Below are 26,700 nucleotides of genomic sequence, written 5' to 3'. Positions count from 1 at the left end.
ACGACCGATGAATAATGTCAGCAATCGACAACTGAAGGATCCCCATGCCTATCCGCAACACCGATCAGATCATGCACAAAGCCGCGTGGCTCTACTATAGCCATGGGTTACGGCAGGACGAAGTTGCGCAGAAACTGGGGATCTCCCGCGCCTCTGTCGCGACCTATCTCAGGCGAGCACGCGAGACCGGGATCGTCAACATCACCACTTCGACCGAGCTTTTCACCGACGACGTGCTGGCGCGCGAGCTCGAGGATGCAACCGGGGTCACGGCGGCCTGGATCGTGCCGGAGGACCGGCAGGCCATGGACCCGACGGCTGAGATGCCGGTGCTGGCTGCATCCGTCTTTCTCGAACTGATCAAGAAGGGCGATCGCGTCGGCGTCGCCTGGGGGCGAACGGTCTATCATATCGCCGACGTGATGCCCTTCGCCGACCTGCGTGGCGTCACTGTGGTCCAGCTCTGCGGCAATCTCGGCGCGCCCTATTCCTATCGGCCGGACCAGTGCACGACGGAGATCGCCCGCCGGCTCAATGCCGAAGGCATCAATTTCTACGCGCCGCTCGTGCTGTCGTCCGAGCGGCTGGCCGAGGAGCTTCGCGGCGAGCCGGTGATCCGCGAGCAGCTGTCGACGATCGCCGACTGTCATCTGGCGCTCTATTCCGTCGGCGGCATCGAGGACGACAGCCACCTCGTCAAGTGCGGCGCGCTCAGCGCCAGCGAGATGCACCGCATGGGCGAGGAAGGCGCTGTCGGTGTCATCGCCGGACAGCTGATCGATGGTGACGGCCAATGGGTGAACTGCGCCCACAATCGGCGCTGCATCTCCGCCGATCTCTCGTCCATCCGCGCCATCGAGAAGCGCATGCTGGTCGTCCAGGAAGAGAGCAAGTTCGAACCGCTGATGGCGGCGCTGAAGGGCGGCTTCGCCTCGCATCTGGTGGTCACGACATCAATGGCGCGCCGCGTCATGGAGCGCTGGAGCCGGGACGGTCTCGGCAAGGTAGGCGCAACGACGACTTAAAGCGCGTTGTGATGCGTAGGGCTGGCAGTACGCAAACGGGGCGGTCTTTCGACCGCCCCACTTTCATCACCAAACCGCGTGATCAGGGCTTCGGCATCCAAGCCGGCATGGCGACATCCGCGTGGGCGAACTGCGGCAGCTTGGTGCCGAGTTCTTCCATGTTCTTGATGTCCTGATCGTTCAGGTCCTTCTGGGTGATCAACGTCGGGGGCACGATGACGCTGCGGCCCGGATCCTCGCCGGCAAGCAGCATGGCGAGTGTGCGAACCGAGACTTGCCCGACCACGGCCGGGTTGGTGGCGGCAGTCGCAGCCCAGGCGGAATCCGGCTCGCGCATTGCCGCGATATCGGAGGTCGAGATATCGGCGGAATAGATCTTCACGTTGGACGAAAGACCGGCTTCGTCGACCGCAATCTTGACGCCCTTGGCGAACTCGTCATAGGGCGCGAACATCACGGTGATATCGGGATTGGCGGAGATGACCGAGCGCGCCTGGTTGGCAACCGAGTTGGCGATCGGGTTGTCCATCGTGCCGAACTGCGAGACCTCGTTGATCCCGGAATACTTGCCCTTGAATTCCTTCCAGGTCTCGTCGCGACGGTCGAGCGGAGCGATGCCGGCGACATAGACGTAGCCCGCCTTGAAGCTCTCGCCATTGTCCTTGATCGCCTGCTCCAGAGCAAGGCGGGCAAGATCGCGGTCGGACTGTTCGACCTGCGGAATTTTCTCGTTTTCGACGTTCACGTCGAAGGCCACGACCTTGATGCCGGCATCGACGGCGCGCTGGGCAGCTTCCTTCATCGATTCCGTCAGGCCGTGCTGGATGATGATCCCCTGCACGCCGAGCGCGATCGCCTGGTCGACCATGTCGGCCTGAAGCGCTGCGTCCTGGCGGCTGTCGAGAACCTGAAGCTGTACGCCGAGAGCCTTTGCCTGCGCCTCCACGCCGGCAAGGTAGGACTGGAAGAAGTCGCCAGTCGACAGATAGCGCACGAGCGCGATCTTGACGTCGCCCGGCTTGTCGAACGGCTTCGGCATGTCGGCGGCAAAGGATGCGGTGGCAAATGCCACGGTTCCGGCAAGACCAAGCGCCAGCTTGCCCATTGCTCTGCGTGTAAAGTTCATTTCAGTCTCCTCCACTGGTGAACGTTTGTTGTCCGCGGGCGGGGCTTTCCCGTCAGCGTTTGCCTCTTTTCGAGAGCGCAAAGGTGAAGATCAGCGCGATGACGAGAACCGCGCCCTTGATGAAATCCTGCGTGTAGTAGGGTGCATTCATCATCGTCAGGCCCTGGAGCAGGATGCCGACGAAGAGCGCGCCGATCGCTGTGCCGAACGCATTGGGCTTGGCCGCGCCGAGCACGGCAAAACCGATCAGCGCTGCGGCAACCGCATCGAGCAGCAGATTGTTGCCCGAGGCGATGTCGCCGCGGCCGAGACGCGCGGCGAGCAGAATGCCGCCGATCGACGCGAAGACGCCTGAAATGACATAGGCCGAGATCTTATAGGCGTTGACCGGAGCGCCAGCCAGGCCGGCGGCGCGCTCGTTGGAGCCGACCGCATACATCATGCGCCCAAAGCGGGTGTATTCGAGGAAGAACCAGATCAGTACCGCCAGCACGATCAGCACCACGACGGCAACCGGCACGAGGTTCGGCAGGATGAGATCGAAGCGATGGCGGCCAAGCGCCAGGAAGGCAGGGCTGAAAGTGCCTGTTGCCACCGAGCCATCGGGAAGCGTCATGCCGGCGGCGATCGAACGGCCCTCGGTCGGTATGCGCTGCAGGCCGAGCAGCAGGAACATCATGCCGAGCGTCGCGAGCAGGTCCGGCACGCGCATGTAGACGATGATGATACCGTTGATCAGCCCGACGAGAACGCCGATCGCCAGGCAGACGAGCGTCGCCGTCAGCGCATCTCCGCCCATCACCACCATCACATAGGATGACGCCATCATTGACGTGGTCGCGACCGAGCCGATCGACAGGTCGAAACCGCCAACAACGAGCGTGGCCGTGACGCCGAGCGCCAGGATGCCGGTGATCGACACGGATTGCAGGATGAAGACGGCGCTCTGCGGCGAGGAAAACCCGTTCGTCACCAGCGAGAAGTAGACGACCAGTCCGCCCAGAAGGACAAGGAAACCGTATTTGATGGCGATATCGCGCAGGCCAACCGTGGCCGTGGGCGGCAGCACCGGCAACGCGGAAGCGGCGGGCACCGCGGGTTTCATCTGTTCACTGCTCATGGGGCTGTCCCTGCTGATGATGTTGACCGGCGATCTCCTGCAGCAGGCGCTCGACGTCGACCGAAGCGTTGCGATGCTCGCCGACCACAGTGTGTTCCGACATCACCAGAATGCGGTCGGCGACCTCGAAAGCTTCGTCGAGTTCGGTCAGGAAGACGATAGTGGCGCGACCCGCCGCCGAGGCGCGCAGTTTGGCGCCGATATCGCGGCGTGCGGCGATGTCGACGCCCTGGAAAGGCTCGTCGAGGATCAGGAGACGCGACGGCTCGGAAAGCCACCGCCCGACCATCACCTTCTGCTGATTGCCGCCGGAAAGCGTCTGCATTTCGTCGCGCTCGCTGCGGCAGACGACGCCGAGGGCGGCGATCTGCGCCCGCGATTTCGCCCGTTCGGACCGGCGGTTCGCTATGCCGAAGCGCGACAGCCGCTTGAGGAACGGCAGGCTGATATTCTCGTAGATGTTGAAATCGGGAACGATGCCGCTGTCGGATCGATCCTTCGCCACCAGAAACACGCCCTTGGCAATCGCCTGGCCGGTCGATTGCGGGCGATAGGAAGCGCCGTCGAGCGTCATCTGGCCGGCGGCGGGCGGGCGGGCTCCGAAGAGCGTCTCGGCCAGCGCCGTCTTGCCGACGCCTACGAGGCCCGTGACCGCGACGATTTCTCCATCGCCCAGTTTGAGATCGAACGGACGCGACGTGTCGGTAAGTTTCAGTCCCTGGGCAGAAAAGACGCAACCGAGCCCTTCGCGCACGGTCACGTCGCCTGCCGAGACTTTCTGTCCGAGCATCGCATTGACGGCACCCTCATAGTCCAGATCCGCGCCTTCGAAGCGGCCGGTTATGCGCCCGTCGCGCAGGGTGACGATGCTGTCGGCGAGCCTGCGGATGTCGGACATCCGGTGCGAGATATAAAGGATCGCGACCCCACGGGCTTTCAGCCGGTCGAGAAGCTCGAACAGCCGATCGGCCTCGGCACTCGAGAGCGACGACGTCGGCTCGTCGAGGATCAGCACCTGCGGCTCGTGCGCCATGGCGCGGGCGATCGCCACCATCTGCCGGTCGGCGAGCGTCAGATCGTTGATATCAGCGGAAAGATTTATGGCGAGGCCCATGCGGGCGGCAACGACGGCTGCCTCGCGCCTTACCCGGCGCGGGTTGAAGAACAGGCGCGCACCGCGGCCGTTCAGCCGGTCGAGCGTGAGGTTGGTCGCGACGTCGAGGTCGGCAACGACGCCATCATTGATGTTCTGGTGAACCGTCACCACACCAGCACGGATCGCCTCCGCCGGTGTTGTCGGCGAAAAAGGGAGATCATCCAGCTGCATGGCTCCGGCGTCTCCGACGTAGACGCCGCAGAGGATGCGCACCAGTGTCGACTTTCCAGCGCCGTTGGCGCCCATCAGCACCGTCACGGCACCCTTGCGCAATTCGAGATCGACGCCCTTCAGAACCGGTATCGGCCCGAAGGATTTGCGCACGCCCTCGACGCGAAACACTGCTTGTTCGCTCATGCTCTCCTCCCAATGAAGTCAGGTTAGGATGGCTATCCATCAAATGTCAAGGCGATTGACATTTGACAGAATGCCGATTTAGCTATGGCCCATGACAGCATGGCGAGGAGCGGCCGAGGCCGGCCATGCCCATAGGGAGGACCATATGGACAAGCACGTTTTCGAGGCGCTCAGCGCCGAAACGCTGCCATTAAGGCTGAGCGGCAATGCTGCGCTATGTGACAGGATCGGCGGCGATCATCGCCGCTGGCAGGTCAAGGAGGTCGGCGACGGCAACCTCAATCTCGTCTTCATCGTCACGGGCGAGATGGGTGCAGCTATCGTCAAGCAGGCGCTCCCCTATGTCAGGCTCGTCGGTGAGCGCTGGCCCTTGCCGTTGAAGCGCTCGTTCTTCGAATACCACGCCCTTACCCGCCAGGCGGCGCGCGACCCGGGCATGGTGCCGGAAATCCTGTTCTTCGACGCCGAGCAGGCGATGATCATTATGGAATATCTGGCGCCGCACGTGATCCTGCGGCGTGCGCTGATCGAGGGGCGTAAGCTGCCGAAGATCGGTCGCGATCTCGGCCTTTTCGCGGCCCGCACGCTTTTCCGCGGCTCGGATCTTTCGATGCCGACGCGCGACAAGAAGGCCGATCTCGCCCTTTTCGCGGACAATGTCGAACTCTGCGACATCACCGAAAACCTGGTCTTTTCCGATCCCTACTTCGAGGCGGAAATGAACCGCCACACCACCCCGCACCTCGACAGCCTGGTCGAGGAATTGCGTCGCGACCGCGACCTGAAGGTCGAGGCCCAGCGGCTGAAACACATCTTCTCCGCCAAGGCCGAAACCCTCTGCCACGGCGATCTACATACGGGTTCGGTCATGGTCACCGACGACGAGACGCGCGTCATCGATCCGGAATTCGCCTTCTACGGACCGATCAGCTTCGATGTCGGCATGCTCTTGGCGAATTTCTGGATGAGCTACTTCTCTCAAGGTGGCCACGAGAGCGCTGCCGGCGAACGCGATCAGATGCGCGCCTACCTGCTGGATACGGCAGAGACGATCTGGCAAACCTTCTGCGACGAGTTTACCGCGCTCTGGCGCAGCGAGCGCAAGGGTATCCTCTATCAGGCGAGCCTTTTCGAAGACCGCGCCGACCCGTTCGGCGCCGAACAGGCGCTGACCATCGTTCTTGATGAGATCTACCGCGAAATGCTCGGCTTTGCCGGGGTGGAGATCCTGCGCCGCATCCTCGGCCTTGCCCACAATGCCGATTTCGAAACCATCGCCGACCTCAGCCGCCGCGCCAAATGCGAAAGCAAGGCGCTGAAGCTCGGGCGCCATCTTGCCGTCAACCGGGATCGCATTGCGAGCCTCTGGGATATTCGCGCCACTGCGGAACGGCTTCAGCAGGAGACACTTTCGTGAAAGTCGGAGAAAAGCACTACCATACGATCTGGCTCAACGCCGACGGCCGTTCGGTCGACATCATCGACCAGCGCTGGCTGCCGCACGAGTTCCGGATCGTGACGTTGAAAACCGTCGCCGACGTCGCCGTTGCCATCCGCGACATGTGGGTGCGCGGCGCACCGCTGATCGGCGTCACCGCCGCCTACGGCATCGCCATCGCAGTGGCCGACGACCCGTCCGACCGCCATCTCGACGCGGTCTGGGAGGAACTCAACGAGACCCGGCCGACGGCGATCAACCTGCGCTGGGCGCTCGACGCCATGCGCCAGTTCCTCCGTCCGCTGCCGGTGGAAGAGCGTGCCGTGGCCGCCTACCAGCGCGCCGCCGAAATCGCCGAGGAGGATGTTGAACTCAATCGTGCGATCGGCGCCAACGGCCTCAAGATCATCCGCGAGATCGCCGCAACCAAGAAGTCGGGCGAGCCGGTCAACATCCTCACCCACTGCAATGCCGGCTGGCTCGCAACGGTCGACTACGGAACGGCGACCGCGCCGATCTATATGGCGACGGAGGCGGGCATCCCCGTCCACGTCTATGTCGACGAGACCCGGCCGCGAAACCAGGGTGCGCAGCTGACAGCCTGGGAATTGAACGGCCATGGTGTCCCGCACACGCTGATCGTCGACAATGCCGGCGGCCACCTGATGCAGCACGGCGAAGTCGACATGGTGATCGTCGGCACCGACCGCACCACCGCCAATGGCGATGTCTGCAACAAGATCGGCACCTATCTGAAGGCGCTTGCCGCCAGCGACAACGACGTCCCCTTCTATGTCGCGCTGCCTTCGCCGACCATCGACTGGACGGTCAAGGACGGCGTGAAGGAGATTCCGATCGAGGAGCGCACCGGCGACGAGGTGAGCTTCGTCCAGGGCCGCGGCCCCGACGGTTCGATCATCTCGGTTCGCGTTTCGCCAGAAGGCAGCCCTTCGGCAAACCCGGCCTTCGACGTGACGCCGGCCCGGCTCATCACTGGCCTCATCACCGAGCGCGGCGTCGCCGTGCCCTCGCCCGAAGGCCTCAAAGCGCTGTTTCCGGAAAGGAGCTGACCGATGAGCCTTACAAACCAGAAGACCACCGAAGAAATCGCGCTCGGCATTCGCCGCCGCGTCTTCTTCCACACGATGAAGAACAACGGCGGCTATCTGAGCCAGGCCTGCTCGGCCGCCGAAAGCCTTGCCTTGCTCTACAACGAGATCCTGACGCTCGGCGAGCCGACCTTGCCCAAAGTACCGCTGCCGTTTCGCGGCGTGCCCTCTGCCGATAACCCGGAGGCCTTCACCGGCGCGGGCTATCACGGCCCGGCAGCACCCGAGTACGACCGCTTCTTCATCTCGCCGGCGCACTATGCGCTGGTGATTTATAGCGCGCTCATCGAAGTCGGCCGTATGGACGATAGCGCGCTCGACCATTTCAACAAGGACGGAAGCTCGGTCGAGATGATCGGCGCCGAACACAGCCCGGGCATGGAGGTTACGACCGGCTCGCTGGCACAGGGGCTTTCCATGGCCTCCGGCGTCGCCTTCGCTCGCAAGAAGCGCAACGAACCAGGCAAGGTCTGGGTCTACATGTCCGACGGGGAATTCCAGGAGGGACAAACCTGGGAGTGCCTTGCCGCCATGGCCCATCACGGGGTCGACAACATCCGCGTCATCGTCGACGTCAACCGCCAGCAATGCGACGGCGCCATGTCCTCGGTTCTCGATCTGAGCGACCTCGCCGGTCGGGTCGAAGCCTTCGGGGCAACCTGCCGCTCGATCGACGGTCACGATCTGCAGGCCATGCGCATTGCTGCCAACAGCGCAGAACCCGGCAAGCCGCTGATCACCCTCGCCAATACGTCGCCGTTCCAGGGAATGAACTTCTTGCAGAAACGCTTCCCCCGCCTTCATTACGTGCGCTTCAAGAGCGCCGAGGAGCGGCTTGAGATGCAGGCGGCACTGGCTGTCGAACTGGGCGTGAGCCCGAACGAAATGGAAGGGGCCTGACCATGGTCGAAATCGTCAACCGCCCTTATGCGAGAGCATTCGAGGCTTTCGCGACAGCGCGCCCGGAAGTGCTTTGCCTTTCGGCTGACCTCACCTCTTCCTGCGAGGTCGACGGTTTCCGTGATCGGCATCCGGAGCAGTTCCTGTCGCTGGGGATGGCTGAGCAGAACATGCTCTCCTTCGCCGGCGGGCTTGCCATGCAGGGTTATCGGCCGTTCATCCACACCTTCTCGGTCTTTCTCTACCGCCGCCCGTACGATCAGTTGATCAATTCGATCGCCTATTCCAATCGCAAGGTCCGGCTGATGGGCTTCCTGCCGGGCATCACCACGCCGGGCGGTATCACCCACCAGGCCATCGAAGACATCGCCGTCATGCGCGCCGTGCCGAACATGACGATCTTCGAGACCGGCGACGCGACCGAGGTCGAGACCGTGCTCGAGGTTGCCGATGCGATCGACGGCCCGGTCTATGTCCGCGTCCTTCGCGGCGAAGTTCCACGGCTTTTTTCTACGCCGTTCGCCTTCAACAAACTGCGCACGCTCTCGGAAGGCGACGACATCCTCGTCGTCAGCTCGGGCGTCTGCACCGAAGAGGCCCTGCGGGCGACACGGCCGATCGAAGCCCGCGGGATCGGGCTGCATCACCTGCACGCCTCGACGCTCAAGCCGTTCGACCGCGACGGGTTGATCAAGGCTGCGCGCGGCAAGAAGGGCATCGTCACGCTCGAGAACCACACCATCGTCGGCGGGCTCGGATCGTTGGTGGCCGAGATCCTCGCCGAAGAGGGGCTTGGCGTCCGTCTGAAGCGCCTCGGTCTGAAGGACACTTTTGCCCATGGCGCCTCGAAGCCTTACCTGATGAAGAAGTACGGCCTTGATGCCGGCGCGCTGGTGTCGGCAATCGAGGAGCTTACCGGCAGATCGCTCGAAATCGGCGAGGACGAACTGACCGAGGTTCGTCTCGACCACGTGCATTCGGCACAGAAGGCGGAGGCGCTCTGATGGCGCCCCGGTTTACCGTCAGCTATTACGTCAGGGCCGCAGATGAAGCCGAGGCGCGCGCACGGGCGCTGGATATCGCCCTGGAACAGACGGTCGAAATCCCGCGCGATGTCGTGCCCAAAGGTTATGTCGAGGATGAAATCCTCGGCAAGCTCGAAGCCCTCGCGCAGGACCCGGTCGGGCGCCCCGGCTACCTCGCCACCATTTCCTATAGCGAGGACGATGTCGGCGGCGACTTCCTACAATTCCTCAACATCGTCTTCGGCAACAGTTCGATCAAACCGGGATTGAAGGTCGAGGGCATCGGCCTGTCCAAGGGCATCCTTGCTCTCTGCCATGGTCCGCGACATGGCATTGCCGGGCTGCGGCAAAAAGCCGGCATCGGCGCGCAACCGCTGTTGATGTCGGCCATCAAGCCGGTCGGATTGTCTACGTCCGAACTGGCGCGCCGCGCGCACGACTTCGCGCTCGGCGGCATGCATTTCGTCAAGGACGACCACGGATTGGTCGATCAAAGGACGTCACCATTTGCCGCACGCTTGGCAGCTTGCGTCGACGCCGTCGGCGAAGCCAATGCGAAGGGCGGCGGGCGAGCCAGTTTCGTGCCGAACATTACAGCGTCGTCAAAAGAGCTGTTCGAGCGGGCGAAGATGGCGGAAGAGGCCGGCGCCGGCGCGGTCATGATATCCCCGGCGCTGGCCGGCTATCACGTCATTCACACGCTGGCGTCCGACCCGGATTTCACGTTGCCGATCGTTTCACACCCCGCATTTTCGGGCGCCAACGTCGTCTCGCCGGATACCGGCTTTTCCCATCGGTGCTTCTACGGCGCCTTGCAGCGGCTGATGGGTGCCGATGCGGCGATCTATCCGAATTTCGGCGGCCGTTTCGGCTTTACCCGCGAGGAGTGCCAGTCGATCGCCAAGGCCTGCGCCGACGACATGGGCGGCCCGAAGGCGATCGTGCCGGCGCCAGGTGGCGGCATGAATCTTAGCCGTGTGCCGGAGATGCGCGAGGCCTACGGAAACGACGTAATGTATCTGATCGGCGGCGCGCTGCTTCAGGACACGGACATCGTTTCGGCCAGCCGCCGGATCGTCGAAGCGGTTGCACGCTAAGCGTACGACGGTTCAGCTACGAGATAGCCTCCCAAGGCTCTGCCGGGCGCGATGGTGCGCCCGGCAGGTTTGATCGCCGTCGCAGCAAAGACGCGGCAAGGACGGCCCGCCCTACGCGGCGCAAAGCGCTTTCCGGGTGTCCATCCCCCCGCAGATGCCAGCTCGACAATGATCCTCCGTGGCTCTTGCCAAGGCCGCTGGCTTGACGCTGTTTGGAAACTGGCAGGTGGTTTCGCCCGTATCCGCGAACTGAGCGACTGCCGTCGCTCGACGGCCGTCGGCCCCCACGCTCAGATATCGCCGGATAACTTACCGCTCCTGCGACGATGCGCATCCCGCCTTCGGGAAACGTCCGTGCGAAGCGGGCGCCTGTTCGTCAGTCGGTGTCGCGATCGAACTGGTTGACGATGCGCATGGTCGCCTTCCTCTGGGCGTGACGCACGTCGGCATCGTTCCTGCTTTTCAGCATCAGGTGAGCGGCACGCACCGCCGGCAGCGCCACCGGCTTGTAGCCGGGCTCGATTACGGGATGGGCCGTGGAATTAAGCTTTGGCTTACGCATAGTTCACTCCTCAGTCGAACACTGCCCAGGTCGTTCATGCACCTTGACGAGGCGCGATCTGAGACCGGACACGACGGGAGCGTGCCCGCCAATGGAGGCGAGCGTTTGATCAGACGATTCAAGATTTGTTGCGGTCTGAAATGACGTTTCGGGTTCGACCGGATGAACCGGAACCTCCCAACTCCCCAATCGTGTCGAGGAACCGGCACTTATCCTTTGCCTGCTGGCACTCTTTGGCGAACGGCAAGGGGCACAGGAAACGAAAGCACTGGCCGCACCTTGACAAGGGCGGCCACGCTCGGTAAGTTCACTATATAGCACATGTTCAACATATTGAACAAGGAAAAAATCGCGATGAGCGGCCGGGGCGCGGAAAGAATTTTGGACCTGATCGAGTGGCTGGCGTCGCGCAGCGAAGCCGTCTCGCTCGCCGAGGTCGTCCAGGCCCTTGCCCTGCCGAAGAGCAGCACGCTGCTTCTGCTGCGCACCCTAGTTGAAGCCCGGTACGTCACCCGCCAGACCGACGGACGCTACCTGTTGATCCGGCTCCCGGGTGAGCCGTCGGAGGCAAACAGCGGCTGGGGCACGATCCTGCGGGTGGCTGAGCCGATCCTTCGCGAAACGGTGGCGGCGATCGAGGAGACCGGCTTCATCGCCGTGCTGACGGACGACCGGCAGGTCCGCTATCTCAACAAGATCCTGCCCATTCGCGAGATCCGCTATGACCGCGATATCGCCACACAGCGTGTCGCCCACTACGTCGCAAGCGGACTGATGCTACTGTCCGGCCTGACGGACCAGGAGCTCGAAACCTATCTCGGCCGATCCGTCCCGACCGAAGACGATCCGCATGCCATCGCCGAGCGCGTGAGCGCCGGCCGCCGAGAAGGCTATGTCGCCAACCTCTACGGCCGGGTCGAGGGTGCCGCCGGCGTCGCGGCGCCCATTCGCGATCCTGATGGCCGCATCGTAGCCGTCGTCAATATTTCCGGTCCACGCGAGCGGATCGCCAACAATCTCGATCGCGTCACCGAGGCGACGGTCGAAGCCGCGCGTCGCGCAAGTGAGGAGCTCTCGCGACGCATTTTCAAAAATGGGAAAACCCACGGGAGGAATTGATGTCCTATTTGAAGAGAGAGCTCGCCGGTTGGCTGCTGGCCGCATCGGCGATGGTCTCGACCAGCGCCTTTGCCCAGGAGCCGAAGCTGCCTGAGTACTATCCGGCCGATTACGGCCAGATCGTCGAAGCCTCGCGCAAGGAAGCTGGCCTCGTCGTCTACTCCAACATGGCCGACAACAACTGGCAGCCTGTCATCAAGGGCTTCAACGAACTCTATCCCTGGATCAAGATCGAGACGCTCGACCTCGGCTCCGGCACCGTGCACACCCGTTGGGAAGCGGAAGCTGGCAGCGGTGCGCGCACCGCCGACATCCTGGTCTCCGGCGCAAACGACCGCTGGGCACGTTATGGCAGCGAGAGCCGCATGCTCGATTATGCCAGCCCGGAAACCGAACGCCTGCCGGGCTTCGCCAATCCCTATCCCGGCATCTACGTGATGTCGGCGGACCCGCTCGTCATCACCTACAATGCCGCGCTGCTGCCGGAGGGCCAGCGCCCGACCGGTTTCGCCTCGCTCGTCAAGGCGGCAGCCGCCGACAAGGCGACGTTCGACGGCAAGATCACCACCTATGACGCCGCCCGCAACTCCTTTGGGCTTGCTGCCTGGTGGAAGACGCTGCAGGTCAAGGGCGACGACGGCTGGAAGGGCTTGCGCGAAATCGGCCCGATGATCCGCGGTGAAGTCTCAGGCGGCCCGATGAACGAGAAGATCGCCACCGGCGAATATCTCGTCGGCATCGCCGTCTCCGGCATCACCATCTTCCCCCGCCTGGAGCAGCCCGGCGGCGAGATCCTCGGCTTTGCCTTCCCCGATGACGGAACGCCGGTCATGCTTCGCGGCCTCGGCATCCCGAGCGAGGCGGCCAACCCGAACTCGGCAAAACTGTTCGTCGACTATCTGCTCAGCCAGAAGGGCCAGACGCAGGTCGGCAAGGGCGGACTGACGCCTTATCGCGAGGACGTCGAAGAAGCCGAGGTTCGCTACACCTATCAGGCGATCGCTGCCAAGGTAGGCATGGAAAACCTGATCGCCGTCGGCTTCGACAAGGCGATCATCGATGACGCTGCGGGCTTTGCCACCAAGTGGACCGCCGCGATGGCCGGCAACTAACGGGCCTCGACTCAGCAACCGTCGGCCGCGATACGGTCGGCCGGCGGTTCCTCTGCCCTCATTTTCAACTCTACGAAGCCTGACGACCGTCTTTCGCGTTCGCGGACGGCTTTCGAGGACTATTGCCATGACCGAGCTCACAGCAGGGTCGGCACCGAGCGCCACGCGTGACCGGTCGACCATCACCTTCTGGGCCGTAAGCATCTTGACCACGATCCTGGTGATCGGGCCGATTGCGCCCATTATTCTCCAGGCCTTTCTCGACCGGCCGCTCTACAAGCCCGACGCCGTCGTCACCGCCGGCAACTTCGTTCGCCTGTTCACCGAGGCGGGCATGGGCAAGATCGTGCTCAACACGCTGTTCTTCGCCGTCGTCACGATGGTCGTTGCCCAGCTGTTCGGCTCGGTTATGGCCGTCATCGTCGGCCGCACCAATCTGCCTGGACGCAAATGGATCGGCGAGATCCTGATCTGGCCGCTTTTCGTCAGCAACCTCGTCATGGCCTTCGGCTGGTTCACCATGTACGGACCGTCGGGCTATATCACCCTCGCCTTCAAGGCGAGCACCGGACTCAGCCCGTGGAACCTCTACAGCCTGACCGGCATGAGCATCGTTGCGGGCTTGAGCCAGGCGCCGCTCGCCTATCTCATGTGCATCGGCGCCGTCACCAAGGCCGATGCCCAGCTGGAAGATGCTGCCCGCTCGGCCGGCGCCAGCCCGATGCGAGCGCTAATCAGCATCACCGTACCGATGATGCGGCCGGCCATGGTCTATTCCGCTGTTCTGAACTTCGTCATCGGCATCGAGATGCTGGCAATCCCGTTGGTTTTCGGCGGCCCGAGCGGCATTCATACCGTCACGACCTTCCTCTATGACCAGGGCATCAACGCCGCGGTGCAATCCGACTACGGCATCGTCGGCGCCGGCGCGGTCATGTTGCTTGTGATCGTCGGTCTGCTCGTCTGGCTCCAGGGCCAGTTGATGAAGGACAGCGGTCGCTTCGTCACCGTGCGCGGCAAGGCCTCCCGCCCCTCGCTCGTCGACCTCGGACACTGGCGCTGGGTCGCATTCGCCGCCGTCGCGGCCTATGTGCTCTTCACCATCGTCGCCGTCTTTGCGGGCATCTTCATGCGCGCCAGCGTCAGCTTCCTGACGCCGCTGGTCCCGTTCTGGAAGCTACTGACCCTTGCCAACTTCGAGCTGATCTTCAATCAGCCAGGATATGTCAGGGCGATCCTCAATTCCGTCGTCATCTCCTTCCTCGGCGGCATCATCGGCACCGCCTGCGTCGTGCTCATCGCGCTTGTCGCCAAGCGTTCCGAATTCCGCTTCCGCCGCGCGCTGGAATATGTCGCGCTGTTCCCGCGCTCGCTGCCCGGCATCATCGCCGGCCTCGGCTTCTTCTATGCCGTGGTCTGGGTCCCGGGCCTCGACATGATCCGCGGCACGATCTGGATCCTGATCGCCGCCTTTGTCGTGCGCTACATTCCGATCGGCTTCGGTGCGATCGCACCGGCGCTGTCGCAGATCGGTGAGGAGCTTGACCGCGCCTCGCGCATTTCCGGCGCCGACTGGTGGACGACGGTGACGCGCATCGTCCTGCCGCTGTTGAAGCCGGCGCTGTTTTCCAGCTTCGCGCTGCTCTTCATCCACTTCTTCAAGGAGTATGTGACGGCGGTCTTCCTCTATCAGCCGGGCTCCGAAATCATCGGCTCGACCATGCTGCAGCTCTATGCCCAGGGCGACAACGGACCCGTCTCCGCCCTTGCCACCATCCAAGTCATCATCACGGCCTTGTTCGTCTTCATGGCGCGCCGTCTGCTGGGAGCCAAGATCTATGGCTGATCTCATCCTCGACAACCTCTCCATCAACTACGGCTCCTACAAGGCCGTCAGCGAAGTCTCGCTGACCATTCCGAAGGGCGAGTTCCTGACGCTGCTCGGCCCCTCCGGCTGCGGCAAGTCGACGACGCTTTTTGCAATTTCCGGACTGAACCACGCGACATCGGGCGCAATCCGCATGGGCAATCGCGTGCTCTTCGACGGCAAGACCAAAACGGTGGTGCCGCCGGAACAGCGCAACATCGGGCTCGTCTTTCAAAGCTACGCGCTTTGGCCGCATATGTCGGTGGCGGAAAACCTCGCCTTCCCGCTGAAACTGCGCAAGATCGGCCGCGCCGACCAGTTCAAGCGCATAAAGGAAGCGCTTGAACTGGTCGAGATGGCCAAATTCGCCGAGCGTTACCCCTTCGAGCTTTCCGGCGGCCAGCAGCAGCGCGTGGCGCTCGCGCGCGCACTCGTCTATCGACCGGGCCTGCTTTTGCTTGACGAACCGCTGTCCAACCTCGATGCGAAGCTGCGCGAGCGCGCCCGTGTCTGGTTGCGCGAGCTTCAGGAACGTCTCGGCGTCACGACCGTCTACGTGACCCACGATCAGGCGGAAGCGCTTGCGGTTTCCGACCGCATCGCGGTGATGGACACGGGGCGTATCCGCCAACTCGGCACCCCGAAGGAAATCTACGAGACGCCGGCCGATGCCTTCGTCGCCGACTTCATCGGCTCCTCGAACTTCCTGACAGGTACCGTGGTCGATCGCGCCGCCGGCATCGCCAATGTTCGCCTCGAAGACGGAACGATGATCAAGGCGAACACCGGCCGGAACGGTGCTGACGAAAAAGTCGTGATTGCCGTGCGTCCGGAGCGGCTGCAGATCGTCGGCAGCGCCGGTGAAAACGTCGTACAGGCAACCGTTCAGGGCGGCTCCTATCTCGGCTCCGTCTATCAGTACGAGCTGACAGGCGCCGGCAGCACCTTCCGCGTCCAGACCGCGCGCGAGGTCGCCGACAAGCATGTCTTCGTCTATGTGCCGCCGGAAGCCTCGACGCTGTTTGCCGCGCAATCCCGGCCGCAGGCCTGAGCCCTTAAACGCGGAGCACCTCATGACCAAGGAACCCAAAAGCTTCGACGCCGCCGCCAAAGGCCCGCTTGACGGCATTCGCGTCGTCGATCTGTCGCGGCTGGTCGCGGGCAACATGCTGTCGCTGCAGCTCGGCGATTTCGGTGCCGACGTCATCAAGGTGGAGCCGCCGGTCGGCGACCCCTTGCGCGACTGGCGCGACGGCGGAAGCTCGCTCTATTGGAAGACCTATGGCCGCAACAAGCGCTCGGTCATGCTCAACCTTCGCGAACCGGCTGCGATGGGTGCCATGCTCAAGCTGCTCGACACGGCGGATGTGTTCATCGAGAACTTCCGCCCGGGCACGCTCGAGGAGATGGGCATGGCGCCGGAGACGCTGCTTGCCCGCAATCCCGACCTGATCGTCGTGCGCATTTCCGGTTTCGGTCAGACCGGTCCTTACGCCACCCTGCCGGGGTTCGGCACGCTGGTGGAAGCGATGAGCGGATTTGCCGCCCGCACCGGCTTTCCCGATCGGGAACCGGTACTGCCGCCGTTGGCACTCGCCGACATGATCGCCGGCATCTACGGATCTTCGGCTGTCAGCATGGCGCTGCTGGCGCGCCAGCGCGGCACGGCGCGCGGGCAGGTCATCGACCTGTCGCTGCTGGAGCCGATGTTCTCGGTGCTCGGACCGGAGGCCGCGATCTACAAGACGACCGGCAAGATCAAGGAACGGGTCGGCAGTGGCTCCAACACGACATCGCCACGCAACGTCTATCGATGCGCCGACGGCAAATACGTCGCGCTGTCCGGCTCCACCCAGGCGGTTGCCAAACGTATCTTCGAGATCATCGGCCGTCCCGAAATGATCACCGATCCGCGCTTTGCCACCAATACCGACCGGGTCCGCAACCGGCCGCTGGTCGACGAGGCCGTCAGTGCCTGGTTTGCGACGAGGGAGCGCGACGACGCACTCGACGTCATGCGCCGGGCCGGTGCAACGGTCGGGCCGGTCTACAACATCGCCGATGCCTTCAGCGACGCGCATTTCATCGAGCGCGAGGTTTTTACCGAAGTGGAGGATCGTGAGCACGGGTCGCTGCCCATGCACAACATCCTGCCGCGGATGTCGGCGACCCCCGGCGTCTGGCGCAACCCGGCACCGGCGCTTGGCGAAAACACCCGCGACGTCCTCAACGAAGTCGGCCTGTCGACCGACGAAATCGACCTGATCATGGGGGGAAGAACCGAATGATGCTGCGCTCGCTACTTTATGTTCCCGGCAGTTCGCCCCGCTTTCTGGAAAAGGCCCACGAACGCGGCGCCGATGCCATTATCATCGACCTCGAGGACGCGGTCGCCGCCAACGAGAAGGACGCGGCAAGGGTCGCTCTTGCTCGAACCGTGCCGATGGTTGGCCAGCGCGGCGCTGCGGTGATCGTGCGGATCAACACCCATGACGAAACGACGATGCTGGCCGACGCCAGTGCGGCCTGCGAGGCCGGCGCACTGGCGCTCTACATTCCCAAGGTGTCTTCGCCTCAAGTCCTGCATCAACTCGATCGGCACCTGGAGCCGCTGGAATCGGCCGCGAACCGGCCGCCGATGCGGTTTGCGCCGCTGATCGAAGATCCCGCGGGATTGCTCAACGCCACGTCGATCGCCACAGGCCCGCGGGTCTTCGCCTTGTCGGCTGGTGGCGAGGACCTTGCGACATCCATGGGCGCCCAGCCGACGCCTGAGGTTTTGCGCATACCGAAGCTGATGATCCACTACGCCGCGAAGGCCGCTGGCGTCCTCTCCTTCGGGCTGCTGCGCAGCACGGCCGACTATGCCGACAAGGAGGGATTGGCTGCAGCCATAAGGGAAGCCAAGGACTTCGGTTTCGACGGCGCCACCTGCATTCACCCGAGCGTGATCTCGCTGCTGAATGACGGCTTCTCGCCTTCCGCGGAAGAGCTCGACCGCGCCCGCCGCCTGATTGCCGCTGCTGATGCCGCCGCGCAGGCCGGGATCGGTGCCTTCACCTTCGAGGGCAAATTCGTCGACCTGCCGATCGTCACGCGCGCCCGCGGATTGCTGGCGCGCACCGCGGGCTGATCCAACCGCCCGGCGACCCCGCATCTATCCTGGAGAACAGAGTGTCCGACTTTCCAGCTGCCGAGAACCATACAAGCCGCAAATGGCGCGTCCTTGTAACCCACAACAGGATTGCCGAGAGCGCCGTCGCGCTGCTCAACGCCCATGACTGCGATGTCTTCTTTTCTCCACCCTATGACGCCTCGGAAGTCGTCGCCGCACGCGCCGCCGATCTCGGCGTCGACGCGATCATGGTGCGGCAGGGCCAGATCAACAAGGCTGTCATTGCCGCGTCGCCGAAGCTGAAGGTCATCGTCAAACATGGCGTCGGCGTCGACAATGTCGATATCCAGGCCGCCGCCGATCGCGGCATACCCGTGTTGCGCTCGATGGGCTCGAACGCGCGCGCAGTCGCCGAACACACGATCGCGCTTTCGCTGGCGCTGATCAAGGAGATCGCACCGCTGACCGCGGCGGTCAAAGGCGGCCAATGGCCGAAACCGACCTTCATGGGGCGCGACATCGCCGGCACCCTCATGGGCCTCATCGGCTATGGCTCGATCGGCCGCGAGACAGCGGCCATGGCGCACGCACTCGGCATGGACGTTATCGTCTACGATCCGCATGCCGCAGCGACACTCGCTCAGGGGAACATAACCGCCATCGACGACGTCGACGAGCTTGTCGCCCGCGCCGACATCGTCAGCCTGCATTGCCCTTTGACGGCGGAGACTCGCCACCTGATCGATGCCCGTCGCCTGGCGCTGATGAAGCCGACGTCCTTCATCGTCAACACCGCCCGCGGCGGCATCATCGACGAGGCGGCGCTCGCCGTCGCCCTGCGCGACAGGCGTATAGCGGGTGCCGCGCTCGACAGCTTCGCAGCCGAACCGCCGGCTGCCGACAACCCGCTCTGGGCCTCGCCGCTGGTGCTGGCGACGCCCCACATCGGTGGCGTCACCCACGGCTCATCGAAAGCGATGGCCGAAATTGCCGCGCGCCACATCATCAGCGTCCTCAACGGCCAAGCGCCTGATGCCTTCAGCCTTGCGGCTCCGCAGAGCCTCGGCCTGCGCAAGGCGACCGCCTGAAGCTTTCCCGGGAAACGCGAGGCGGATTTCCGCCGGGAAATGCATGAAAACAACGAGATAGAGTGTTTCTACGACCCGCCTAAACCGGAAACGCTCGAGAGTTCCAGAAGGAAGACCACATGCCCATCGGTTTCAGAGTAAAGAACAGCATGAAGCGTATCGACGCTTCCTATGTCGAGGCCTTCCGCGTCCTGCCCGTCGCCAACGTGTCCGACAGCATGTCGCGGCTTGTCGCCGGCGGTGATCGGCTACGCCCGATGCATAGCGGCGGCATGCTCGCCGGCCCGGCGCTGACGGTCAAGACCTGCCCGGGCGACAACCTGATGCTGCACAAGGCGATCGACATGGCGGCACCGGGCGACGTGATCGTCGTCGATGCCGGCGGCGACACGACCAATGCGCTGATGGGTGAACTGATGCTGGCGCATGCGGTCAAGCGGGGCGTCGCCGGCTTCGTCCTCAACGGCGCGATCCGCGACGCCGAAGCCATCCGCGCCCAGCCCTTGCCGCTCTATGCGCTTGGCGTCACCCATCGCGGCCCTTATCGTACGGGACCGGGCGAGATCGGCTTCCAGATTTCCATCGCCGGAATGGTCATCAATCCGGGGGACCTGATGCTCGGCGACATCGATGGTATCGTCTGCGTGCCGAAGGCGGATGCCGAAGCGGTCCTCAAGGCAACCCGGGCCAAACAGGATGCCGAGGCCAAGCAGATGGCGGCGACGCTTTCTGGAACGATGGACAGGTCCTGGGTGGACCGGGAACTCGAGCGGCTGGGCTGCGCCCTGGTCGACTAGCCTGCTCGATCAAAAGGCGCGGACCAAACACGACCGGGTTCCCCACCCGGTCGTTTTACGACGATAACTGCCCGACCGTTTCAACAACGCAGTGATCGACGTGGCCGCCAGCCGGTTGTCGGCCAAGCGCCCCGTTACGCGGCGTCTGCGACGCCCGTGCCTTCCGCCATCAGAGCCTCGTGGACCCGCCGGTCTAGACGCGACCTAACAAAAGCTGCGCGACTTACAGCGCTCTGGCACGAATGCCCCTATTTTGGCCAGTTCCTCTCTCGAGCGCGAAGGTCGGGAGCCGTAGTGTCTGCCCATGCCGACGTTAGATGTCGCGAGGGAGCCGACGATGAAAAGCACGCTGTTTCCTTAAATCCCATTCGATTTAAGGATGAAAGCATGCAGCAATTCAAAGTGCTACAGCGACCTTTGCGCGTCTAATATGCCGCGCGGCGCTGTAGATACCTACATCGCCGACGCCAGTTCCTGCTCGTGGCAGCAGCCCTGGCCGCCACTGGTGCAACAGCGAGGAGCAGGGCCCATGGCCGAGGAAACGTCCAAGAATGTCGTAGGCGGCAACGGCGTCACCATCGCCACGGGGACCTTTGGCGATCCCTTAGCGCCGCCGGTGCTTTTGATCATGGGTGCGATGGCCTCGATGATGTGGTGGCCCGACGAATTCTGCCGCAAGCTGGCGGCAAGCGGGCGCTATGTCATCCGCTACGACAACCGCGATACGGGGCTTTCCACCAAATATGCCCCCGGCAATCCTCCCTATTCGATGGAGGACATGGCCGGTGATGCAGTTGCCGTGCTCGACGCCTATGGCATTGCATCGGCTCACCTCGTCAGCATGTCGCTCGGCGGCATGATCGCTCAGATCCTGGCGTTGTCCGCTCCGGAACGGGTGTCGTCGCTGACGCTTGTCAGCACTACGCCAATGGGACTCGAGCTTGAGCTTCCACCGATAAGCGCTGACTATATGGAACACGTCGCTGCGGCCGAAAGCGTTGACTGGTCGGATCGGACACAAGTGATCGATTTCATGACGAAGGACGCCCGCATGGTCGCGAGCACAGCCCACCCCCATGACGCGAACCGGATCCGTGCCTTCATCGAGCGGGATCATGATCGCTCGGGCGGCCTACTCTCCGCCACGAACCACTTCATGCTTCAGGGCGGCGACACTGTCAAAGGCAAGCTCAAATCGCTCGAAGCGCCGCTGCTGGTAATCCATGGCACCACCGACCCGATCTTCTCGGTCGAGCATGGGATGGCCATTGCCGAAGTTGTGGCCGGCTCCGAATATCTTCCGATCGCCGGCGGCGGGCATGAACTTCACAGGGCCGATTGGGGTATCATCATCCCGGCCATTGTCAGACACACGGACTAAAGCCAGGAAAAGTGCGAGGCGGTTTTCCTGGAAATGTGCAAAAACAAAGAGATAGAGCGTTTCTGCTACCTCGTCGAAACCAGATGCGCTCTCGGTGAAGGCAGTATCCCGCCTGCACAATATCCGTCGAAAGTGCGCAGCGCCGACAACGTGTGCTGCGTGCTCTCGCCGTTTGGCGATGAGACAGCGAGGCGCCTGCGCCAACATCAAGGTCCGCGCTGATGAACGTCAGCGACAACGGGTTCTGTTGCGGGTAATATCTCGCCTGATTTCCTTGAGCGTGTGTCGCAACTCGGCAAGAGTGCCATCATCGCTGAGAGCGGTGCTGGTGCACTCGAGAAAATCGAGCTTGAGCTCCAGCTCGTCGTGTCGTTCGATCAATCCGGCCAGTATTCGAGACGTGCGCATGTCATACCCATCAAACGTCGGCGCCGTCATGGGCGGGCGCGGACGTCAAGATTGCTTCGCGGTCTCCGATACCCCTCCTGTGCGACAGTTTATTGAAGCGTGAGCGCTTTCGCCTCGAACCGTTCCTTCAATTGAAACGTGCATGCCCATAGTCTGCGCGCCGATCCGGCCATATATTCGCGGCGGCGCTCACCCAAATACGTCCCGATGGTTGTTTGGCTGAGCGAAAACCGAAAACGCGCAAGGGAGATGTTTTGATGTATTACGCCATCCTCGCCTATCACGAAGAGGGAGTGGTCGAATCCTGGACCGAGGAGGAGGACGCGGCCCTGATGACCGACCTGCTCCAGGTCAATGACCGCCTCGTGCGGGAAAAATCCTTAGGCCCCGCGGCACGGCTTGGCCCCACCCAGCATGCAGTGACGCTGCGAGGCAAAGGCGAGGGCATTGTCATCGACGGCCCCTTTGCCGAAACCAAGGAACAATTGCTCGGTCTCTACGTCGTGGATTTTCCAACGCTTGAGGCAGCCGTTGCGGCAGCCCGTGATCTGCGTCGCGCCAACCCGACGGCCACCTACGAAATCCGGCCGATTTCGCTTTACCTTCCCGGCGCGTCATTGGGTTTCAAGGAAGAATAACCGTAAGTATTGACTTACAATGAAAACGGAGCTCTCCGATATGGTTAGTCCGTTCTTCTTGCGTCAGCCGTTGCGACCTGCTCGAGGCTATGAAGTGCCAGCTGCGCACGATCAAACAGCGATGCGACGGTTGCCATCGCAGAGGTCACCTCGCCGATCGCCTCCAGACGAGACGCCCTTCCGGCCAGCGTCAGAAAAACCTTCTACGAGTGGAAATCCTCGGGGTTTGCGCTTGTTTGCACTGACTTTCGACGCCGGGAAAAGCCTGACCGCGGCAACGAAGCGGATCAAGCGACCTCAGCCCTGCCGGCGACGACACGGTTCCAATCGTCCTGCCGCAGCCGGAAGCACATCCACGGCGACGGCGTGCCCGAGAGGTCCAATATCGCGTCATAGACATGTGCCGCACTGAGCTTGGCAGTCGCCTTTTGCGAACGAATGTTTGTCGGCGCGATATGGAACCAGACTTCCGGATAGGTACCGAAGGCATGGCCGAGCATCAGCCGCTTCAGGTCGAAGTTGGTGCCGCCGCCCCAATAGGCTTTGTTGAGGAAAGTAAAACCGATCGAAATGCTGTCCGGCATGTCAGGAGCGACGTAGTAGCGGGAGCATCCGATGATCTTGTCGTTTTGCCGATCGATCGCCACGAGCGTCGTTTCGCTTGCAAGCAACAACGCGAAGTAGGGCTCGAACTTCTCCCGCTTGTAGCGATCCGTTGCTGGATGCCCTGCCCAGACGTCGGGATGGCTTGCTGCGGAGTAAAGGCCCTCGAGGTCTTCCGGCCGCAGCGGCCTGAGGAAGATGGCCTCGCCGCTCAATGCCGGTTGTGGATCGAAATCAGACTTGAACATGCTCTTGTCTCATGATGATGATGATGGAACGGGGATCATGTCCGCAATTGCGCGGTCGAAATCGCGATGACTTTCCGAAAGGCCGTTCCTGACGCCCATCCTGTCCGGCTCTGGACGGTTCTGGCTCAGCTTGCGTTTGCCTGTCAGATGCGTGATCGGCATTCGAATACCGACGATGCCGCGCAATTGCGCTGCGATATAAGCCGCAGGCGCATCGCTGACGGCCCACGGCTTTGCGGCCGCCGCCTCGTGGAGATCAGTGAGCCGCTTGACGACATCGAGCAGCCGGGCCGGATCATCGAAGAACTCGACCGGGCCCTTTGCTTGAACAGCAGTGTAGTTCCATGTCGGAACCACCTTTCCATGCTCGGCCTTCGCTGCATACCAGGCCGGGGTGATGTAGGCGTCGGGACCCATGAAGACAGCGAGGCCATCGCCAATCATGGGCGTTTGCCACTGCGGATTGGGGCGGGCGAGGTGGGCATAAAGCGTACCCATTTCTCCCTCCTCAGCGTCGAGCAACATCGGCAGCGGTGTCGCCAAGGGACCTTGCGCCGTCGCGGTGATAAAATTGGCGATGCGGCATGCCCGCATCATCGCGTGTATTTCGCTGGTGTCGTCGACCACAAAAGCTGGCGGCGTGTACATGGAACTCTCCTTGAACTTCGCGCAGCATCGGCGTTAACTGGCACAAAATAAACGTCCAGTTTCGGAGATTTTCATTGGGCCAGTTGAGCGGTGGGAGATCACAACGCACGGGCGCTGCCCGCCGCATTTACCTTGAGCTGCAAGAGCAGATTGGTGCTGGCGTCTATGCGCCCGGTGACAGGCTGCCATCGAGCCGTGCGCTCGCCGAGGAACTGGGCGTGTCGCGCACGACGGTCACGGCCGCTTTCGACCAGCTCGTCTCCGAGGGCTACGTGATCAGCCACCAGGGCTCGGCGTCGATCGTCTCGGATATGGCCGGGCCAGGAACGCGACACAGCCGACAGGCTGAGCATCGCCTGGAATGGCCGATGTCGGACTATGCTGCCCGGCTGATGGAGCTTCCGATCCACTATGCTGAGAGGCGGCCGGCACTGGAGTTCGATTTTCGCTATGGCGATATTGCCGCCGCCGACTTTCCGACGCTGCTGTGGCGGCGGGCGATGAATGCGGCGCTGCTGCGCCGCCGTGATAGCCTTTCCTACGAGCATCCGGCCGGCTCCGCCGCCCTGAAACAACAACTTCAGGGCTATCTCTGGCGTGTGCGCGGCATCCGCTGCGACGCCGATCAGATCGTCGTCGTTTCCGGCTCGCAACAGGCGCTGGATCTCTGCGCCCGCGTTCTCGTCGATCGCGTCATTGTTGAGGAACCGTGTTATGCCATGGCGCGCAACGTCATGGTCGCCGCCGGCGCTGAAATCGTTGCCGCTCCCTGCGACCGTGCCGGCCTTGTCGTGGAGCACCTGCCGTCCCGTGGAAAATCAGCGCTCGCCTACGTGACGCCGAGCCACCAGTTTCCGCTCGGTGGCGTCCTGCCGCAGAGCCGGCGGGACGCGTTGCTGCAATGGGCCTATGCGGTCGGAGCCTATATCATCGAGGACGACTACGACGGCGAGTACCGCTATGACGTGAAGCCGATACCGCCGCTGTTTCAAGCGGATCGTGACCGGGTCATTTATGTCGGCACAGTCTCGAAGACGCTCTCGCCGGCCCTCAGGCTGGGCTATCTCGTGGTTCCCCGGCCGTTGATCGAGGTCTTCACGCGATGCAAGCAGATCGCCGACCGGCATAGCCCGAGCCTTGAGCAGGAGGCGCTCGCAATCCTACTGGAAGCAGGCTCATACGAACGGCATGTCCGTAGGATGCGCCGGTCCAATGCCGAGCGTCGCGCCGCCCTGATCTCGGCACTGACATCATGCTTTGGCGAACAGTTAGAGATCGTCGGCACATCGGCCGGGCTGCATGTCGTCGTCTGGTTCCGTGAGATCAGCGCACAGCATGAGACGCGGCTGATCGAAACCGCGGGGGCTGCCGGGATTGGCATCTACCCCGTGTCGCCGCTCTATCTCGAACGCAAACCGGACCGGGCCGGCATGGTGCTCGGCTATGCCTCGCTGACACCGGACGAATTGCGCCGGGGAACGGAAAAGCTGGCATCCGTCGTTTACGGATTAGGCGAGCTGTCCTGCGGCCCAAACGACGGTTGAGTTGCCCACAGGCCTAGATTTCTGCCACCAGCTTCGCCAGCGCTAGGGATGCGGTGAGGCCGGGCGACTCGATGCCGAACAGATTGATCAGTCCGGGCACGCCGTGCACGCTTGGTCCTTGCACGACGAAGTCCTGGCTTGCCACCTCCGGCGGCACGATCTTTGGCCGGATACCGGAATAGGCCGGCACGAGCGCGCCGTCCTTCAGGCCAGGAAAATAGCGGCGAACACCGGCGTAGAATGATGCGGCCTTCGCCGGATCGACGTCATAGCTCAATGTATCGACCCACTCGATATCGGGGCCGAAACGGGCCTGGCCGGCCATATCGATGGTTAGATGGATGCCGAGTCCACCCTTGACCGGCACGGGATAGATTAACCGTGAGAACGGCGCCCTGCCGACATGGGAGAAATAGTCGCCCTTGGCATAGTACTCTTTCGGCACGAGCCCGAGAGGCATGCCCTCAAGCTGGCGCGCCAGCATCGGTGCGCCGAGGCCCGCGGCGTTGACGAACAGCCGGCAGGCAAGGCTCATGGGTTCGGCGCCGCCGACGTCGATGACGATACCGCCATCGGTCACCTTGCCTCGCTCGACGGGGCTGTTGAGCGCCAAGACCGCGCCGGCATTCTCGGCATCGCCAAGCAGCGACATCATGTACGCGTGGCTGTCGATGATGCCGGTTACCGGCGACAGCAGCGCGCCGGTGGTGGCAAGCGCCGGTTCGAGGACGCGCGCATCCGCGGCCGAGATTTGCCGGAGATCCGGCACGCCATTTTGCGCCGCGCGCACCGCGATATCGGGGAGCTGCTCGAGCTCCAAGGCCGAGGTCGCCACGATCAGCTTTCCGCATTGCCGATGGGGGATGCCGCGTTCGCGGCAATAGGCATAGAGCAGGGCCCGGCCTTCGACGCACAAGCGCGCCATCAGGCTGCCCGCCGGATAGTAGATCCCGGCGTGGATCACTTCGCTGTTGCGCGACGACGTTACGCTGCCGATACGATCGGCCGCTTCGACGATGATCACCTCACGGCCGGCTTGAGCAAGCGCGCGAGCGACGGCCAACCCGATGACGCCGGCTCCCGCGACAATGCATTCCACTTGCTCATGGGACATAGCGGACCTCAACAGCGTCGCGCGTCAAATGGGACGCCAAGGGCGCTGCAAGACGATGCAGTAGCACAGCATGACGGGATACGTCAGGCAGCACAGGAACGGA

The 26,700-nt window shown here is 63.0% G+C and carries 25 protein-coding genes; 17 read left to right on the top strand and 8 right to left on the bottom strand.

The window, feature by feature from the left end; translation table 11 throughout:
* Positions 1 to 44: 44 nt before the first annotated feature.
* Entirely contained in the window at positions 45 to 1,025 is a 981-nt protein-coding gene (locus ASD02_RS17075) for a sugar-binding transcriptional regulator (protein WP_057220918.1), read from the top strand.
* Positions 1,026 to 1,107: 82 nt separating this feature from the next.
* Here the strand turns inward: ASD02_RS17075 and ASD02_RS17070 are convergent, their stop codons facing one another.
* The 3 genes from ASD02_RS17070 to ASD02_RS17060 are packed head-to-tail and all read right to left on the bottom strand — an operon-like array spanning position 1,108 to position 4,784.
* Positions 1,108 to 2,151: a substrate-binding domain-containing protein gene (locus ASD02_RS17070; protein ID WP_057213162.1), complete on the bottom strand. Its 1,044-nt coding sequence runs from the start codon at positions 2,149 to 2,151 to the stop codon at positions 1,108 to 1,110.
* 52 nt (positions 2,152 to 2,203) lie between these two features.
* Positions 2,204 to 3,271 (bottom strand): ABC transporter permease, encoded by a 1,068-nt coding sequence (locus ASD02_RS17065; RefSeq protein ID WP_107028122.1) that lies wholly within the window; start codon positions 3,269 to 3,271, stop codon positions 2,204 to 2,206.
* The gene (locus ASD02_RS17060; protein ID WP_057213161.1) at positions 3,261 to 4,784 is read right to left on the bottom strand and encodes a sugar ABC transporter ATP-binding protein; all 1,524 of its coding nucleotides are present in this window, start codon (positions 4,782 to 4,784) and stop codon (positions 3,261 to 3,263) included. Before ASD02_RS17060 ends, ASD02_RS17065 begins: the two co-directional genes overlap by 11 nt.
* 145 nt (positions 4,785 to 4,929) lie before the next feature.
* On the opposite strand from ASD02_RS17060, the gene mtnK reads away from it, so the two are divergent.
* From mtnK to ASD02_RS17035, 5 genes are read left to right on the top strand one after another with little or no spacing between them, the layout of a single operon-like run.
* Entirely contained in the window at positions 4,930 to 6,201 is a 1,272-nt protein-coding gene (gene mtnK, locus ASD02_RS17055; protein WP_057213159.1) for an S-methyl-5-thioribose kinase, read from the top strand.
* A complete protein-coding gene (mtnA, locus tag ASD02_RS17050; RefSeq protein ID WP_057213157.1) occupies positions 6,198 to 7,292 on the top strand; it encodes an S-methyl-5-thioribose-1-phosphate isomerase in 1,095 nt (364 codons plus the stop codon). The genes mtnK and mtnA overlap by 4 nt, the downstream gene beginning before the upstream one ends.
* 3 nt (positions 7,293 to 7,295) lie before the next feature.
* Positions 7,296 to 8,231, top strand: a complete 936-nt coding sequence (locus ASD02_RS17045) for a 1-deoxy-D-xylulose-5-phosphate synthase N-terminal domain-containing protein (protein ID WP_057213155.1) — start codon at positions 7,296 to 7,298, stop codon at positions 8,229 to 8,231.
* Between the two features lie 2 nt (positions 8,232 to 8,233).
* Positions 8,234 to 9,235, top strand: coding sequence for a transketolase C-terminal domain-containing protein (locus ASD02_RS17040; RefSeq protein WP_057207607.1), 1,002 nt, complete (start codon positions 8,234 to 8,236; stop codon positions 9,233 to 9,235).
* Positions 9,235 to 10,353, top strand: a complete 1,119-nt coding sequence (locus ASD02_RS17035) for a RuBisCO large subunit C-terminal-like domain-containing protein (protein WP_057213154.1) — start codon at positions 9,235 to 9,237, stop codon at positions 10,351 to 10,353. The genes ASD02_RS17040 and ASD02_RS17035 overlap by 1 nt, the downstream gene beginning before the upstream one ends.
* 376 nt (positions 10,354 to 10,729) lie before the next feature.
* Here ASD02_RS17035 and ASD02_RS17030 read toward each other — a convergent pair whose 3' ends face one another.
* A complete protein-coding gene (locus tag ASD02_RS17030) occupies positions 10,730 to 10,915 on the bottom strand; it encodes a hypothetical protein (RefSeq protein WP_025429502.1) in 186 nt (61 codons plus the stop codon).
* A gap of 354 nt (positions 10,916 to 11,269) precedes the next feature.
* On the opposite strand from ASD02_RS17030, the gene ASD02_RS17025 reads away from it, so the two are divergent.
* The 9 genes from ASD02_RS17025 to ASD02_RS16985 all read left to right on the top strand — a co-directional run bounded on the left by ASD02_RS17025 (position 11,270) and on the right by ASD02_RS16985 (position 21,394).
* Entirely contained in the window at positions 11,270 to 12,034 is a 765-nt protein-coding gene (locus ASD02_RS17025) for an IclR family transcriptional regulator C-terminal domain-containing protein (protein ID WP_057207610.1), read from the top strand.
* Positions 12,034 to 13,146, top strand: coding sequence for an extracellular solute-binding protein (locus ASD02_RS17020; RefSeq protein WP_057207611.1), 1,113 nt, complete (start codon positions 12,034 to 12,036; stop codon positions 13,144 to 13,146). The genes ASD02_RS17025 and ASD02_RS17020 overlap by 1 nt, the downstream gene beginning before the upstream one ends.
* 127 nt (positions 13,147 to 13,273) lie before the next feature.
* The gene (locus ASD02_RS17015) at positions 13,274 to 14,992 is read left to right on the top strand and encodes an iron ABC transporter permease (protein ID WP_057213152.1); all 1,719 of its coding nucleotides are present in this window, start codon (positions 13,274 to 13,276) and stop codon (positions 14,990 to 14,992) included.
* The gene (locus ASD02_RS17010; RefSeq protein ID WP_057213150.1) at positions 14,985 to 16,064 is read left to right on the top strand and encodes an ABC transporter ATP-binding protein; all 1,080 of its coding nucleotides are present in this window, start codon (positions 14,985 to 14,987) and stop codon (positions 16,062 to 16,064) included. Before ASD02_RS17015 ends, ASD02_RS17010 begins: the two co-directional genes overlap by 8 nt.
* Positions 16,065 to 16,086: 22 nt before the next feature.
* Entirely contained in the window at positions 16,087 to 17,301 is a 1,215-nt protein-coding gene (locus ASD02_RS17005) for a CoA transferase (RefSeq protein ID WP_025429507.1), read from the top strand.
* Positions 17,298 to 18,146, top strand: coding sequence for a CoA ester lyase (locus ASD02_RS17000; RefSeq protein WP_063978398.1), 849 nt, complete (start codon positions 17,298 to 17,300; stop codon positions 18,144 to 18,146). Before ASD02_RS17005 ends, ASD02_RS17000 begins: the two co-directional genes overlap by 4 nt.
* 41 nt (positions 18,147 to 18,187) lie before the next feature.
* Positions 18,188 to 19,216, top strand: a complete 1,029-nt coding sequence (locus ASD02_RS16995; protein ID WP_057220917.1) for a hydroxyacid dehydrogenase — start codon at positions 18,188 to 18,190, stop codon at positions 19,214 to 19,216.
* A 119-nt stretch (positions 19,217 to 19,335) separates the two neighbouring features.
* Positions 19,336 to 20,013 (top strand): RraA family protein, encoded by a 678-nt coding sequence (locus tag ASD02_RS16990; RefSeq protein WP_057213146.1) that lies wholly within the window; start codon positions 19,336 to 19,338, stop codon positions 20,011 to 20,013.
* Between the two features lie 529 nt (positions 20,014 to 20,542).
* On the top strand, positions 20,543 to 21,394 hold the full coding sequence (locus ASD02_RS16985; protein WP_057213144.1) for an alpha/beta hydrolase: 852 nt from the start codon (positions 20,543 to 20,545) through the stop codon (positions 21,392 to 21,394).
* 228 nt (positions 21,395 to 21,622) lie between these two features.
* Here the strand turns inward: ASD02_RS16985 and ASD02_RS16980 are convergent, their stop codons facing one another.
* Positions 21,623 to 21,802, bottom strand: coding sequence for a hypothetical protein (locus tag ASD02_RS16980; RefSeq protein ID WP_210178850.1), 180 nt, complete (start codon positions 21,800 to 21,802; stop codon positions 21,623 to 21,625).
* A 257-nt stretch (positions 21,803 to 22,059) separates the two neighbouring features.
* Here ASD02_RS16980 and ASD02_RS16975 point away from each other — a divergent pair, with 257 nt between their 5' ends.
* Positions 22,060 to 22,440: a YciI family protein gene (locus ASD02_RS16975; protein ID WP_025429513.1), complete on the top strand. Its 381-nt coding sequence runs from the start codon at positions 22,060 to 22,062 to the stop codon at positions 22,438 to 22,440.
* A 287-nt stretch (positions 22,441 to 22,727) separates the two neighbouring features.
* Here ASD02_RS16975 and ASD02_RS16970 read toward each other — a convergent pair whose 3' ends face one another.
* Entirely contained in the window at positions 22,728 to 23,291 is a 564-nt protein-coding gene (locus tag ASD02_RS16970; protein ID WP_063978397.1) for a GNAT family N-acetyltransferase, read from the bottom strand.
* Between the two features lie 9 nt (positions 23,292 to 23,300).
* Positions 23,301 to 23,939 carry an FMN-binding negative transcriptional regulator gene (locus tag ASD02_RS16965; RefSeq protein ID WP_057213140.1) on the bottom strand — a complete coding sequence of 213 codons (639 nt, stop codon included), beginning with the start codon at positions 23,937 to 23,939 and terminating at the stop codon, positions 23,301 to 23,303.
* Between the two features lie 74 nt (positions 23,940 to 24,013).
* On the opposite strand from ASD02_RS16965, the gene ASD02_RS16960 reads away from it, so the two are divergent.
* A complete protein-coding gene (locus ASD02_RS16960) occupies positions 24,014 to 25,483 on the top strand; it encodes a PLP-dependent aminotransferase family protein (protein ID WP_057220916.1) in 1,470 nt (489 codons plus the stop codon).
* A 13-nt stretch (positions 25,484 to 25,496) separates the two neighbouring features.
* Here ASD02_RS16960 and ASD02_RS16955 read toward each other — a convergent pair whose 3' ends face one another.
* Positions 25,497 to 26,597, bottom strand: a complete 1,101-nt coding sequence (locus ASD02_RS16955; protein WP_057220915.1) for an NAD(P)/FAD-dependent oxidoreductase — start codon at positions 26,595 to 26,597, stop codon at positions 25,497 to 25,499.
* Positions 26,598 to 26,700: the final 103 nt, after the last annotated feature.

This window comes from Ensifer sp. Root1252, assembly GCF_001425885.1.
GTDB lineage: Bacteria > Pseudomonadota > Alphaproteobacteria > Rhizobiales > Rhizobiaceae > Ensifer > Ensifer canadensis.
Note: the sequence above shows the minus strand (reverse complement) of the source record. Positions and strands in the feature narration are given on the sequence as shown.

Bases quoted from the DNA above. Each gene is read 5' to 3' on its own strand.
- ASD02_RS17075 (WP_057220918.1), top strand. From the start codon at position 45: ATGCCTATCCGCAACACCGATCAGATCATGCACAAAGCCGCGTGGCTC.
- ASD02_RS17070 (WP_057213162.1), bottom strand. From the start codon at position 2,151: ATGAACTTTACACGCAGAGCAATGGGCAAGCTGGCGCTTGGTCTTGCC.
- ASD02_RS17065 (WP_107028122.1), bottom strand. From the start codon at position 3,271: ATGAGCAGTGAACAGATGAAACCCGCGGTGCCCGCCGCTTCCGCGTTG.
- ASD02_RS17060 (WP_057213161.1), bottom strand. From the start codon at position 4,784: ATGAGCGAACAAGCAGTGTTTCGCGTCGAGGGCGTGCGCAAATCCTTC.
- mtnK (WP_057213159.1), top strand. From the start codon at position 4,930: ATGGACAAGCACGTTTTCGAGGCGCTCAGCGCCGAAACGCTGCCATTA.
- ASD02_RS17045 (WP_057213155.1), top strand. From the start codon at position 7,296: ATGAGCCTTACAAACCAGAAGACCACCGAAGAAATCGCGCTCGGCATT.
- ASD02_RS17040 (WP_057207607.1), top strand. From the start codon at position 8,234: ATGGTCGAAATCGTCAACCGCCCTTATGCGAGAGCATTCGAGGCTTTC.
- ASD02_RS17035 (WP_057213154.1), top strand. From the start codon at position 9,235: ATGGCGCCCCGGTTTACCGTCAGCTATTACGTCAGGGCCGCAGATGAA.
- ASD02_RS17030 (WP_025429502.1), bottom strand. From the start codon at position 10,915: ATGCGTAAGCCAAAGCTTAATTCCACGGCCCATCCCGTAATCGAGCCC.
- ASD02_RS17025 (WP_057207610.1), top strand. From the start codon at position 11,270: ATGAGCGGCCGGGGCGCGGAAAGAATTTTGGACCTGATCGAGTGGCTG.
- ASD02_RS17020 (WP_057207611.1), top strand. From the start codon at position 12,034: ATGTCCTATTTGAAGAGAGAGCTCGCCGGTTGGCTGCTGGCCGCATCG.
- ASD02_RS17015 (WP_057213152.1), top strand. From the start codon at position 13,274: ATGACCGAGCTCACAGCAGGGTCGGCACCGAGCGCCACGCGTGACCGG.
- ASD02_RS17010 (WP_057213150.1), top strand. From the start codon at position 14,985: ATGGCTGATCTCATCCTCGACAACCTCTCCATCAACTACGGCTCCTAC.
- ASD02_RS17005 (WP_025429507.1), top strand. From the start codon at position 16,087: ATGACCAAGGAACCCAAAAGCTTCGACGCCGCCGCCAAAGGCCCGCTT.
- ASD02_RS17000 (WP_063978398.1), top strand. From the start codon at position 17,298: ATGATGCTGCGCTCGCTACTTTATGTTCCCGGCAGTTCGCCCCGCTTT.
- ASD02_RS16990 (WP_057213146.1), top strand. From the start codon at position 19,336: ATGCCCATCGGTTTCAGAGTAAAGAACAGCATGAAGCGTATCGACGCT.
- ASD02_RS16985 (WP_057213144.1), top strand. From the start codon at position 20,543: ATGGCCGAGGAAACGTCCAAGAATGTCGTAGGCGGCAACGGCGTCACC.
- ASD02_RS16980 (WP_210178850.1), bottom strand. From the start codon at position 21,802: ATGCGCACGTCTCGAATACTGGCCGGATTGATCGAACGACACGACGAG.
- ASD02_RS16975 (WP_025429513.1), top strand. From the start codon at position 22,060: ATGTATTACGCCATCCTCGCCTATCACGAAGAGGGAGTGGTCGAATCC.
- ASD02_RS16970 (WP_063978397.1), bottom strand. From the start codon at position 23,291: ATGTTCAAGTCTGATTTCGATCCACAACCGGCATTGAGCGGCGAGGCC.
- ASD02_RS16965 (WP_057213140.1), bottom strand. From the start codon at position 23,939: ATGTACACGCCGCCAGCTTTTGTGGTCGACGACACCAGCGAAATACAC.
- ASD02_RS16955 (WP_057220915.1), bottom strand. From the start codon at position 26,597: ATGTCCCATGAGCAAGTGGAATGCATTGTCGCGGGAGCCGGCGTCATC.